Here is a 12693-nt window from a genome sequence, read left to right on the forward strand (position 1 = left end):
CTCAACACTACTCTAGACAGAAATAGTGTAACTCTAAAATTAACGGTTCACTGTTATGTAGATATGGATTGAGATTATAGAACTATGTAAATAGCGGTAGGCCTACGAGAAACTTCGCAAAGGCAACGCACTCACAAACAGGTAATGAGCGTAAAAGAGTGTAGGATTTGCCTTTTACCTCAACACTCTTTATCGATAGCCGTTACTAGAATACTTGTTTTCTTACCTTATCCAATTTTTCCAGTATTTCCTCAGTACTCATCGGTTGATTTAAGAATTGAATCATCGCTTCCATACCCGGAGCAGACATATCTGAAGGCGTATCCCTATCATAAAAATGGGTAATTCCAGCTGCCTCTTCAAGAATTTTGTATCCCGCCTGTATGAGTTGGTTCTTCCCTTTTTCAGCTGCTTGATTGGGAGAAATCATTCCCATTTGATTATTCATCGCGCATTGAATATCGGCCCTCCCCATAAAGGCCAGAAATTGTTTAGCTGTTTTCTTATTTCTTGCATTATGCGGAATGATAAGAATATCCATAGGAGCTTCCTCATAGTATGGAAGGTCTGACTTGATCTGAGGAAAGCGAAAAAAACCAATGTCGTCTCTTATACTTTTAGGAAGCTGAGGTACAAGGAAGTTGCCCATCAGTAACATTCCGGCTTTACCCCGATAAATATATGGTAGGGTACTTCGCCAATCGAGCTTGTTGTGAGGCTCCAGGAAAAATTGATGGTCCAGCAATTCTTTCCAATATCGAAATACCTCTTTTATGCGAGGGTCGGTATAAGATACTTTGCCTTTCATTAAGCTTTGGTGGAAGGCTAAACCATTGATGCGGAGGTTCAAATAATCAAACCAACCTGCGGCAGCCCAAGGGTCCTTAGTACCTAACGCAATAGGAGCGATATTATTCGCTTTCAGGCTTTCTCCTACTTGAATAAACTCTTTCCAATTCTGAGGAGGCCGGAGATTATGCTGTCTAAAAATCGACTTCCGATAATAGAATCCCCATTGATAATAAGATATCGGGAGACCATAGGTTTTATCATGAGTGGTAACTGCGGTTTTGAAAGTTTTAGAAAATTCTTCATCCCAATTTTGTTTTTTCCATATGTCGTCAATCGGCTCTACCCATTCTTTTGACACAAACTCATCGAGTTTGGCTCCCGCAAACCAAAACAAGACATCGCTGTGGAATTTTTTGGAATGAAGCCATCCTTCAATTGCTGCTTTATAAGCTTCTTGTCCTATCTCTTTACGCGTAACCTCAATTTCTGGATGTTCCTTCTCAAACTCTTTAATCTTATTAAAAAAAGTGCTTCTCTGGTCGGCACTAGAAACCATTAGCGTAATCTTTAATGATTCTTTTGCAGCCCCTATTGTTGGAAGTAAACAAAATATACATCCGATCGATAGCAGAATTTTTGTGAGTTTGTACAAAATAATCCTTCAAAAAACTTAATAAGTTAGTCTGTTGAACAGCTTAGCTTACTCACTGACAACCAATTCAGTTGCTTAGTGCAACATATTTGCAACGATTTTAACCGCGAGCCCGTAAAATTTCTGTGAAGCAACGACCATTGTGGTTATAGATACCGAGAGTTTAGGTAATCGAAGAGATAAATTACTCGGTGTAAGTGAGAGAGAGGGCTTCGATTTCAGGGCGAAGTTTCACATAGTGAAACTCACTGAGCGAGAGGTCGGGGGAATATTGCAAAGCCATAAGCTTATGAACGAGAAGAATGGAGGCTGAACTGGTATTTGTATATGGAGATACTTTACCGAGCAGGCATCTAAACACGGACGTTGTTTAAAATCGCATAGCGCTGAAGGATGACTCTTTTGAAATCAATAGCCAGCATACCGAGAGATGACTTACACATAAGCCCTGTGCAAGCGATAGAGTAATGAAGGCAAGGCTTTCAAACACATCAGTAAATAGCAATAACCTGCATAGAAAATGTAATTCAGCTTTATTCGAAGCTAACTCACATTGAGGGCAAATCTATACTGCCTATGCACAGGGTAAACAGGGTAGCAGGGGAGTCCTATCACTTTGTCTTTTTTTGGGTATCCCTTGCACCAAGGAGTCGGCCAAAAAAGTGAGATAAACCTATGGTTTTCCTGACGTGTTCTGCCCAGTAAGCGCCGATAAGAAAGCCAACTGCTGCCCATAATGGTACGTATTGAGAGTACACCTCTCCCGATTGCAGGCTAATCATGACCCCGATAAAAGCGCCGATGAGCGTTGGTGAACATGCAATGGATAACCACAATAATGATTGAACGAAAAAAGCGACGAATCTCATCTATTATCCTTAATTCAGAGTTTGTTGACATATTATGTCTTATCTTGGGGCAAGTTTATATCAATATAATTTCATTAGTCCTCTTTAAGTGTGAGACAAGCCGCTGGTAAGCCAGCTAGCTTACTGGTAAATTAGTCATTGGTTGAACTGTCAGCCGAAATAGTAACCAAACAATATTTTGATTAAATCTAAACCAACAGCAAGCCAAGGAGTATTTGATGATTGTCGTTTCCCTTTACCGGGCAAACACTGCAAGTTAACTTTGCTTAAGTTACCACTCTTAATTTGACAAGAAGGGTTTCCACTTAAGTTAAACCTGCACCTGCCCGGTAGTGAAGTTCACTTTTACCGGGGTCTTATAAGTATTATCAAGAATCCCAGAATCAAAATATTCAGGCGCTTTGCGCTGGGGTCAATATGACAAAATCAAATCGTTTCGCCTCTATCCGCTCCACTAAAAAAACCATTACTACACAGCAAGCTAATCCTAATTCGGTCGTCGAGCACTCTGTTGGTAGAGAAACTGTTGGTAGAGAAATCGCTGACAGTGATCCTACTGTCGAGCATGTAAGCGACTTAAGCCTGTCACGGCTGGGTTGGCGTGCGACATTTCAGCGTCAGTTAGCGAGTCTGGAATTTCAAGGTGGAAGAGCGGCGCGAGTCTCTGCCCATCATCGTGGCCAGTACGGCTTGTTGACTGAGCAGGGTGAAACCAACTTAGCCATCAAAAGCGATCTCCCGCCTATGACTGTGGGAGACTGGTTACTGCTCGATGAGCAAGAGCGCTTTTTACACCTTTTTGAACGTGATTCGCTCTTTAGTCGTAAGGCGGCGGGGAGTCGGTCTGAAAGGCAACTGATCGCATCGAATCTGGACTGGGTATTTATCGTCTCATCGCTCAATCACGACTTTAATATCAACCGTATCGAGCGATATCTGGCGCTGGTCAATGACGCTAAAGTCACACCTGTAGTCGTGCTGACCAAGCGAGATCTCTGCGATGATATTAGTGCTTATACCGAGCGGCTCAGGGCGCTGGACAGCAACTTACTCATCGAAACCGTTAATGGTCTCGATAGTGACAGCGTGCAGGCGCTCGAGAGTTACTGCAGCAATGGTAAAACGGTGGCGCTGATAGGCTCATCCGGTGTCGGTAAGTCGACTCTGGTTAACAGTTTACTGGGTCAGAGTGAGCAGAGCACTTCAGGCGTTCGGACTGATGACAGTAAGGGGCGACACACAACCACGGGACGCTCCCTGCATCTGATGCCAAGTGGTGGTCTATTGCTAGATACGCCGGGGATGCGCGAGCTACAGTTGGCAGATTGCGAAGATGGAGTGAATGACACCTTCTCTGAGCTGGTTAGCTTAGCCGAGCGGTGCCGCTTTGGTGATTGCCAGCATCAAGAGGAGCCGGGCTGTGCGGTTCAAGCGGCTATCTTATCGGGCTGCTTGAGTGAGCGCCGCCTCGTGAGTTATCAAAAACTGCTGCGCGAACAGGCCCTCAATGGTGCCAGTATCGCCGAGAAGCGTGCCCAGGGACGTAGTCAGAGTAAGCTATACAAACGCATACAAGATAGCTCGAGAGCCAATAAACGCGGCGAGTGATCAGGGGAGTTAACAAGACTAGGTAATGCTTACAGCGTTCTTCATTCAAGTTGTCGCGGGACTGGGGAAGTTGGTGTTTCCGGGTTTATAGCATGAGGCATGGATGCTCGAATGAGTGATGACAAGGATGTCAATTAACGGCCTAATGGTTGAAGGTTACCGCCACATTTATACTCGTTTATTGGGACATATCGTTTCTCTTTGTTTGGTTTTTTTGTAGTATCTATAGTTCATGCTCTCAGTCCCTCTTTATCTCAGTTCTCTTTATTCCTCCGTTCTCTGACGTACTTATCTCTTTGGAATTATTTCCATAAGTGGACAGAGTTTGCACATGTTTTCCCTGTTGCTGAGTGCTTCAAAAGTCTGGTCCAATTGCTTTGCTCGATACGAAATTCGCTTGTATCTTAACATGTAATAAAAATGAATTTTTCTTATCTAACCTGTAATTGTTAGGTAAAAACTTTGATTGCTTGTTCGAAATATAGGCTGAGAAAACTATGCTACTGAAACATAAAATAACGGGGCTGTTCACTTCGTTATCATTTTTTATGGTACTTCTTGTATCGATTGTTGCTTATCAAAATTTTGCAGAGTTCAGCCAGGCTAGTTACCAGGCAAAGGTTGAAACGCAATCTAAGTTGGTGGCTCAGGCATTAGATGAAAAGTTAATGCGCTTTTTCGATGTGATCGATTCCGCCGCATTCTTTTTCGACGACAATGGTGAGCTCGATCTTGAACGAGCAAATATCACCGTTGAGCAGATTGCCAGAACGGTAAAAGGGGAGGCCGGTATCTATTTGGGCTTGAAAGATGGCACCCTGATTAGTGATGGCAAGGTTGTGGCTAATTTCAATGCGATCACGGCTAAGCGTGAGTGGTTCTTGAAAATCTTTGAAGGTGAGCATTACGTAGTTTCAAGGTCTTTTGTGGATGTCACTAAGAACGTCGAAGTGTTTGGCCTTTCAGTGCCTATTATGCACCAAGGGCGAACTTCCGGAGTCGTGTTGATCAACATCCCGGTTAAGTTATTCAGTGATTTCGCCGCCTCTCTTACCAGTAACAACCAGATGTTCGTCTACCGCAGCGATGGCTATATTTTATCGAGTGAGGATAAAGATAATATTGGTAAGAACATATTTGAAATACGCCCACAATACAGGGTGATATCAGAATCAAACAAGTCGATGACATACACAGCTCAAGGTTTGGGCGATTACTTCGTTACAAGTAATAAGTTGAAGGTTCGTAATTGGACTGTGGCTAGCTATGAAGCGGTTAATGTTATTGAAGCTGCCAGCATGAATAATCTATATGACGCGCTAATCTTGATTTTCATCTCTCTGGCTGCACTCATGATCGTTATTTACCAGATGGTTATTCGTCTTATCTACAAGCCTATTGGCGGTGAACCACTGGAGATTTCAAACATTGTTAAGCAAGTGGCAGAGGGTGATTTGAGTATGGATTTAACCTCTTCCGGGTTGAAGGAAGGTATTTATGGCAATGTGATCTCCATGGCACAGAATCTTAGGGTCATTGTCACCAATATCAATGAAACGACAGGTGAACTAAATCGCTCCTCTGTCTCCCTATCATCGTCAGCAGAGACTATGAGTGATGGATCAAAGGCACAAACAGTGCAGCTCGAGCAGACTTCGGCGGCGATGAACGAAATGACCTCCACAGTCGATGAAGTGGCACGAAGTGCACTGCAAGCGGCAGAGTCGGCCCAGGGCACTAACGAGCATTCCGAGGTTGGAATGAAGGTGGTAGAGGATATGAATGCCAATATCCGTTCACTGGTCAACGAGATGAACGATGTCACCCATGTCATCGAAAATGTTGAGGCCGAAACTGTCAATATTGGTAGTATTCTCGATGTGATTAAAGGCATTGCCGACCAGACTAATCTTTTGGCGTTAAATGCTGCAATTGAAGCGGCACGAGCCGGTGAGCAAGGTCGAGGTTTTGCGGTTGTGGCAGATGAAGTTCGAAGTCTTGCAAGCCGTACGCAAGAGAGCGCCAATGAGATATCTGTGATGATTGAAAAGCTGCAAACAGAGGCTAAGAAAGCGGTAGAGCGGATGGGGAGTAATGCCAAGCTTGCTCGACTGACTTCGAAAAAGACGGAGGAAGCAAACCTATCCCTGACACAAATAACGACTTCTGTTTCTGTCATTCTAAATATGAATGACCAGATCGCCACGGCATCAGAGCAGCAGACTCAGGTGGCAGCGGAGATTAACCAGAGTGTTCTGGAGATCAATGATTCGGCAAAAGAAACCAATAAGCACGCCGATAGCACTACGGAACTCGCACAACAGCTGGGCGGAATGGCGAATACCCTAAATGGTATTGTGAGCCAATTTAAGCTTTGAAGGTAGCCTTAAATATCCGTTAATGTTACGCATAGATGTGGCCGTGATCCTTGGTGACCACGGCTTTTTACTACATGCTATGACATGAGGCAAATAGTCTGGTTTCATCTAGAATTTAATTATGAAGAGGATTCCGACTAAAATTTGTGTGCTTTATGATGGTGCCTGTCCCCGCTGTATCAAGGACCGGGATAACTATCTGCGCCTGGCAGGAGGCCGGGCAGAAGGCGTGAGCTGGTTCGATATCACCGGCAAGGATGAGCAACTAAAGAGTTGGGGGATCGATCCACACAAGGCGTTAACTGAGTTACATGTGATTGTTGGCTCAGATGAGAGCTTGGAAAAGTCGAATAAGAGTAGGGAAATAGCGTCCGCTGAGGTTGGCTCTGGTTTAGGCTTACCGGGCGAGCCAAGAGTATTATCCGAGCTGGATGCGTATATCCTGTTAATGCAAAAGGTACCAGTGTTGAAACCCTTAGCCTGGTTGATGGGGCTGAGTCTCGTGCGTCCCGTGCTGTCTGCTTGGTACCACAAGTCCGTGTACAAACGGCTCAAGCGTGAAGGACGCTTATAAGAGGATATTTGGGTTTGGGGCGTTCGTGAGGACTATTCCTCCGCCGGTTATTGCTTTGGTATCTGAGTCTCTGACGGCAACTTTTTCGAATTAAGTTATGGACAAGCCCTAGGGCTTGATGCTTTGTGGGAGAAGTAGGCAAACAAAAAAGGTGAAGCGTTTCCGCTTCACCTTTTTTAATTGAGTTAAACTGATAGTCTGTTTAGCGCCTGGTTTAACCGAATATCGGAGCCGGGCTCTGCAACTGTTTAATCGCCTTGCTCAACACCCGCTCGGTTGATCAGGAACTGAGTTAACAAAGGTACCGGACGTCCGGTAGAACCTTTATTAGCACCACTGTTCCAAGCCGTACCGGCCACATCGATATGTGCCCAGTTGTACTTTTTAGTGAAGCGAGACAGGAAGCAAGCCGCCGTGATAGCACCAGCGGGACGACCGCCAAGGTTAGTCATATCGGCAAATGGGCTCTCTAAATGCTCTTGGTACTCATCCCAAATTGGCAAGCGCCATGCGCGGTCACCACTTTGCTCACCGGCATTTAACAGCTCGTGTGCAAGTGGGTTATGCCCGGAGAACAGACCCGATGCGTGCTTACCCAGTGCGATAACACAAGCACCGGTTAAGGTTGCGGTATCGACCACTAATTCAGGATCGAAACGCTCAACATAAGTTAATACGTCACATAAGACTAAGCGACCTTCGGCATCGGTATTTAACACTTCGACAGTCTGACCCGACATAGTCGTGAGGATATCACCTGGGCGGTATGCGTTGCTCGATGGCATGTTTTCACAGCCGGCAAGAATAGCCACTACATTGATCGGTAGTTTCATATCACACAGGGCTTTCATCGCACCGATAACACCGGCAGCGCCACCCATATCATATTTCATTTCGTCCATGCCTTCGCCAGGCTTAAGCGAAATACCACCCGAGTCGAAGGTTAGACCCTTACCGACCAAGACTATTGGCTTCTCGGTGTTGTCGACGGCACCCTTGTACTCCATGACTGTCATAATCGATTCGTTATCACTGCCACGGCCCACAGCCAGGTATGAGTTCATACCGAGTTTAGCCATCTGCTCTTCGCCAACCGTAGTCACGGTAAGCTCTTCACTGTTCTCACCCATTTGACGAGCCTGAGAAGCGAGATAAGCCGGGTTACAGATGTTTGGCGGCATGTTAGCCACATCACGACAAAGACGCATACCGGCAGAGACTGCCATACCATGCTCGATGGCGCGTTCACCCACGGTCAGTTCGCGACGCGTCGGTACGTTAAATACCAGTTTACGCAGTGGACGACGAGTCTCACCTTTGGCACTCTTAAGGGCATCGAAACTGTAGAGACTGTTTTGAGTCGTTTCTACTGCTTCACGCACTTTCCAATAGGTGTCACGGCCTTTAACGTGCAACTCGGTCAGAAAACAAACGGCTTCCATTGAGCCAGTTTCGTTCAGAGTCTTAATCGTTTTAGTGATGATCTGCTTATATTGGCGCTCATCTAACTCTCGCTCTTTTCCGCAGCCGACAAGTAATACTCGCTCACTTAGTACGTTTGGCACATGATGCAAAAGTAGCATCTGTCCAGGTTTTCCTTCTAAATCGCCACGACGAAGTAAGTTACTGATATAGCCTTCACTTATTTTATCAAGCTGCTCAGCAATACCAGACAGACGTCTAGGTTCATACACGCCAACCACAATACAGGCCGAACGTTGTTTTTCCGGACTACCGCTCTTAACGCTAAACTCCATGAGCTCTCCTAGATTCTTAAAGACAAATTTTAATATTTATTAGATAATGTCTGCTTGCGCCCAAAACGGGCCTAAAATTGGTACACCAAAGTCTGTTTTTTAGGTGTTTTTTCGCCATTTTTAGTTCATGGCTGGTCACAAAACTACCAAAAGTAGACAGTCTACATGAAAGTTTGAGTGACACCAGCATAATTATAAGTTTAGAGACCGGATCCAGCCTGTGATTGTATTTAGATATCTGATAAGAGAAGTTTTTAAGGCACAAATTGCGGTGCTTTTCGTGCTTCTGGCTATTTTTATTAGCCAACACTTTGTTCGAGTGCTCGCAAACGCTTCAGACGGTGAATTTCCAGCCTCTCTGGTCATGACCCTGTTGGGACTCAACCTTCCCTATCTTGCGGTCTTAGTCTTACCTTTAAGCTTATTCTTAGGAATATTATTGGCTCATGGGCGTATGTACGCCGAAAGTGAGATGGTGGTATTACACGGTGTCGGTGTGAGTGAATGGTATATCACACGAGTCACTCTCTTGCTGGCCGTGATAAATATGCTCTTCACCGGTTACCTGTCCGTTTTTGTGACGCCTTGGGCCGAAGAGAAACAGAATCAGGTGCTGGAGTCGGCTCAGTCTGAAGCCGGGCTTGCGGCAATCACCCAGGGGCGTTTCCAGACCAGCCCTAACGGCAGAGCCGTATTGTTTGTCGAGCGAATCGACAGAGATAATCAACTCGATAAAGTCTTCGTTGCTCAACTTCCCGACCCCGAAGATGAGTCGGGGCAGAGTAATATTGTCATGGCTAAAGGTGGCAGTGTTGTCGAAGACGGCTCCGGTGGACAACGCTTACAACTCAATGATGGTGTGCAGTATCAGGGGACGCCTAAGAAGGTCGATTTCCAGGTCGTTGAGTTTGGTGGCTACCAGATGCAGATTAAGGAGCAAGAAGTTGACGAGCGTCGACGCAAGCTTTCTGCACTGCCCATCAAAGATCTGATGGCCTTAGATGGCCCGGAGGCCACGGCCGAATTTCATTGGCGATTAGCGATACCGCTGGCTATCCCCTTAATGACACTGATTGCCGTACCTATGGCGCGGGTTAATGTTCGTCAGGGTAAATTTGCCAAGATGTTCCCGGCCATCTTACTCTACCTTGGCTATTTCGGCTTGATGATAGCCGGACGAAAAGCCTTAGAAGATGGTGTGGTGCCTGCCTACCTCGGCATGTGGTGGATACATGCCTCGGCCCTGTTCCTGGGGATATTGCTCTTGGGCAAGGAGCGGCCCTCGGGGGCGAAACTATCGGGTATGTTTAAGCGTAAGAAGGTGGCTGCGTGAGGATTTTAGATCTCTATATTGCCAGAACAATAGTCAGTTCCTCTGCTCTATGTTTGCTTATTCTTACCGGGCTTTCAGGCATCATTAAATGGGTAGATCAGCTACGTTTAGTCGGGCGTGGTAGTTACACCATGCTCGATGCCGGTATTTATGTCTTGTTCCTTATTCCCAGAGACTTGGAGATGTTTTTCCCTCTGGGTGTGCTGCTAGGTGCCCTGATTGGCATGGGGATGCTGGCATCCAACTCTGAGTTGGTTGTGATGCAGTCTTCGGGCTTGTCTCGTTGGCAGATTACCCTATCGGCGATGAAAACCGCCATACCTCTGATGCTGTTGATTATGGCGTTAGGTGAATGGGGGGCCCCGGTTGCGGAGCAAAAAGCCAATGAATTACAGGCGACCAAACTCTCCGGCGGTAGCCTGATTAAATCAAGTCGTGGGATCTGGGCCAAAGATGGCGATCTGTTTGTGAATATCGGTGAAGTCGAAGATATCAATCATCTGGGTAATATCACCTTGTATGAGTTTGATGAGACGCTCTCTTTAGTGCGTACCATTCATGCCGAACATGGTGTCTATTCTAATGACCATTGGCGCTTAATGGACGTGAGGCAGACCGATCTGACAGAAGATAAGGTGACACTCACGGATTTAACGCTCTACCGTTGGGAGTCGACCCTGACTCCGGATAAACTGAGTGTCGTTTCGGTTAAGCCTGAATCGCTCTCAATTCAAGGACTGATGGGCTACCTGGATTACCTCAAGGTTAATAATCAGGATTCTGCCCGATACGAATTGGCACTGTGGCGCAAGCTACTGCAGCCAGTGACCGTGGGAGTGATGATGTTAGTCGCGCTCTCTTTCGTGTTTGGTCCGCTAAGAACCGTGACCATGGGAGCGAGAGTGCTGTTAGGGGTCATCGCCGGATTCAGCTTCTATATCAGCAGTGAAATCTTTGGCCCGCTAACCTTAGTATACGGCGTACCGGCATTTATCGGCGCCGGAATGCCGGCAGTGATATTCAGTGCTGGAGCCGTCTACTTTATCAGGAAGTAAGTGTCGAGCTGCGAGGTACGAGGGGCTAGTAACGAGCTACGAGCTACGAGCTACGAGCCCCTGCATGCTTGGGACTCTCTTCGCTCTTTCTTAACTCGCAACTCGATACTTTCTTAGCTTTGTCTTGAGCACGCGGCTTCTTTTAAACCCCATGCCAGTTTCGCATCTGGTTGGCTTCCTTCGACAGTACGACCACTTCTGAGCGAGTCATCATATCCTGAAGAGCTAGCTTATCTCCGTTGATCAGGATCCACAGATTTCCTATGCCTAGCAGAGACCATACCAGCCTGGCTGAGGCGGTGATAACGCTCAGGCTCTGGCCGTTAGGATGTTGAACCTTAAGTCTCCAGGCGCGCATGCCTAGAGTTTGGCCACCATGACTCCAAAAGGCGATGTAGAACAAGCCTACGCACAGTGCTATCCAGAATTGATAGATGCCTTTATAAAGAGGTGTACCATTGAGTAGGTCTGAAACATGTTCAAAACCTCCCATCTCAATCAGACCTGCCGAGGTGAGGGCGGTAAACACTCCGAAGCCGATGGCTCCGGCTATCATGTAAACGGCAACGGCGAGCAGTAGATCGTAGACGATGGCGCCGAAACGACGGAAGAAACTCGCACGAGGGAAATTAGCATGTTCGCTATTGGGCATTGAGCTTTCTTTCATTGATATTCTCTTAACTTCAATTGAGATTCAAGGCTATTTATCCAGCCACTAATTTGACTGGATAAAATGACTAGCTAAAACGACAGGTTATGAATTTTCTTTCGGATCATCTTTGATGTAGTAGATATCGCTAAAGCCCATTTTGGCAAACTCGTTATCTCTAAAGTCTCTTACCGCCGACTTTCCTTTAGAGGTCATCATCACCTGCTGTTCCATCATATGATAGTTGGTTAGATCTATCCCTTCCGCTGCCGCGACAGCCTCATGAATATTATTGAATTTGTCATAGGCGAAGTTAATCTCTTTCGCTTGTTTCTTAAATTTGTAGGTGATTCTACGAGCCATAATATGTTCTCTAAAATAAGTTGTATAAAATTAGCCATTTAAAATAAGTGCTCTAAAAACCATTATATTAAATGAGCTATCTAATGCGAGTATTGTATCGATTAAACTTGAGCTTAATCTTAAGAGCTTAGTGCCAGCACCATATAGCAGGCATCAGGAGTGTAGCTCTCTAGGCTCTTCTCTATGGGCTGAGCGATAAAGCCCCGTCTGCGCCAGTAACTATCCGCACCTTGCACTGCCACCAAAGAGATACAGGGTAGGGCAAGGTTTTTGGCGTGCTGGACTAAGGCCTGAAAGGCCAGTTTCCCCGCCCCTTGTCCCTGCACTTTCGATGACAGGGCTATGTCATGCAGATACAGGGTATCGGGCTCTGTCGCAGCCACCAGAACTTGTTCAAGTGAAGGTGGAGAGTCGGCAACCCAAGGGTGGGCGAGGCAATATCCAACGACCTGCCTATCAGACTCCATAACGAAGCAAGTTTGCGGTGAAACCAGCCATTTACTCTGCAATACTTCTAGCGATTCGGGTTCAATTTGCGGGTAGCACTCTTCTTGGATCAGTAATATCTCATTCCAATCCGCAGAAGTTATACTTCGAAGTCGCATCTCATCCCCTAAATCGCCAGCTGTTGTGATGGCGGTATAATACGTTATTTGAGGTGCC

At 46.1% G+C, this 12693-nt stretch carries 11 protein-coding genes; 5 read left to right on the forward strand and 6 right to left on the reverse strand.

Going from position 1 to position 12693, the window contains the following annotated elements:
• Positions 1-205: 205 nt before the first annotated feature.
• Together SSED_RS05190 and SSED_RS05195 are read right to left on the reverse strand one after the other, a co-directional pair.
• Positions 206-1444, reverse strand: coding sequence for an ABC transporter substrate-binding protein (locus SSED_RS05190; protein WP_150104309.1), 1239 nt, complete (start codon positions 1442-1444; stop codon positions 206-208).
• A 611-nt stretch (positions 1445-2055) separates the two neighbouring features.
• Complete coding sequence (locus SSED_RS05195) at positions 2056-2313, reverse strand: hypothetical protein (RefSeq protein WP_041421551.1); 258 nt, start codon at positions 2311-2313, stop codon at positions 2056-2058.
• A gap of 417 nt (positions 2314-2730) precedes the next feature.
• On the opposite strand from SSED_RS05195, the gene rsgA reads away from it, so the two are divergent.
• The 3 genes from rsgA to SSED_RS05210 all read left to right on the forward strand — a co-directional run bounded on the left by rsgA (position 2731) and on the right by SSED_RS05210 (position 6873).
• Entirely contained in the window at positions 2731-3921 is a 1191-nt protein-coding gene (rsgA, locus tag SSED_RS05200) for a ribosome small subunit-dependent GTPase A (RefSeq protein ID WP_012141358.1), read from the forward strand.
• Positions 3922-4418: 497 nt separating this feature from the next.
• On the forward strand, positions 4419-6299 hold the full coding sequence (locus SSED_RS05205; RefSeq protein WP_012141359.1) for a methyl-accepting chemotaxis protein: 1881 nt from the start codon (positions 4419-4421) through the stop codon (positions 6297-6299).
• A 121-nt stretch (positions 6300-6420) separates the two neighbouring features.
• Complete coding sequence (locus SSED_RS05210) at positions 6421-6873, forward strand: DCC1-like thiol-disulfide oxidoreductase family protein (RefSeq protein ID WP_012141360.1); 453 nt, start codon at positions 6421-6423, stop codon at positions 6871-6873.
• A 248-nt stretch (positions 6874-7121) separates the two neighbouring features.
• Here the strand turns inward: SSED_RS05210 and pepA are convergent, their stop codons facing one another.
• The gene (gene pepA, locus SSED_RS05215) at positions 7122-8630 is read right to left on the reverse strand and encodes a leucyl aminopeptidase (RefSeq protein WP_012141361.1); all 1509 of its coding nucleotides are present in this window, start codon (positions 8628-8630) and stop codon (positions 7122-7124) included.
• 220 nt (positions 8631-8850) lie between these two features.
• On the opposite strand from pepA, the gene lptF reads away from it, so the two are divergent.
• Positions 8851-9963, forward strand: a complete 1113-nt coding sequence (lptF, locus tag SSED_RS05220; protein WP_012141362.1) for an LPS export ABC transporter permease LptF — start codon at positions 8851-8853, stop codon at positions 9961-9963.
• A complete protein-coding gene (gene lptG / locus SSED_RS05225; protein WP_012141363.1) occupies positions 9960-11018 on the forward strand; it encodes an LPS export ABC transporter permease LptG in 1059 nt (352 codons plus the stop codon). Before lptF ends, lptG begins: the two co-directional genes overlap by 4 nt.
• A 142-nt stretch (positions 11019-11160) precedes the next feature.
• Here lptG and SSED_RS05230 read toward each other — a convergent pair whose 3' ends face one another.
• The 3 genes from SSED_RS05230 to SSED_RS05240 all read right to left on the reverse strand — a co-directional run bounded on the left by SSED_RS05230 (position 11161) and on the right by SSED_RS05240 (position 12635).
• Positions 11161-11670: an RDD family protein gene (locus tag SSED_RS05230; RefSeq protein ID WP_086022463.1), complete on the reverse strand. Its 510-nt coding sequence runs from the start codon at positions 11668-11670 to the stop codon at positions 11161-11163.
• A gap of 102 nt (positions 11671-11772) precedes the next feature.
• Entirely contained in the window at positions 11773-12030 is a 258-nt protein-coding gene (locus SSED_RS05235) for a DUF2960 domain-containing protein (RefSeq protein WP_012141365.1), read from the reverse strand.
• Positions 12031-12149: 119 nt separating this feature from the next.
• Entirely contained in the window at positions 12150-12635 is a 486-nt protein-coding gene (locus tag SSED_RS05240; protein WP_012141366.1) for a GNAT family N-acetyltransferase, read from the reverse strand.
• Between the last annotated feature and the right edge of the window lie 58 nt (positions 12636-12693).

It is taken from the genome of Shewanella sediminis HAW-EB3, assembly GCF_000018025.1.
GTDB classification, from domain to species: Bacteria; Pseudomonadota; Gammaproteobacteria; order Enterobacterales; family Shewanellaceae; genus Shewanella; species Shewanella sediminis.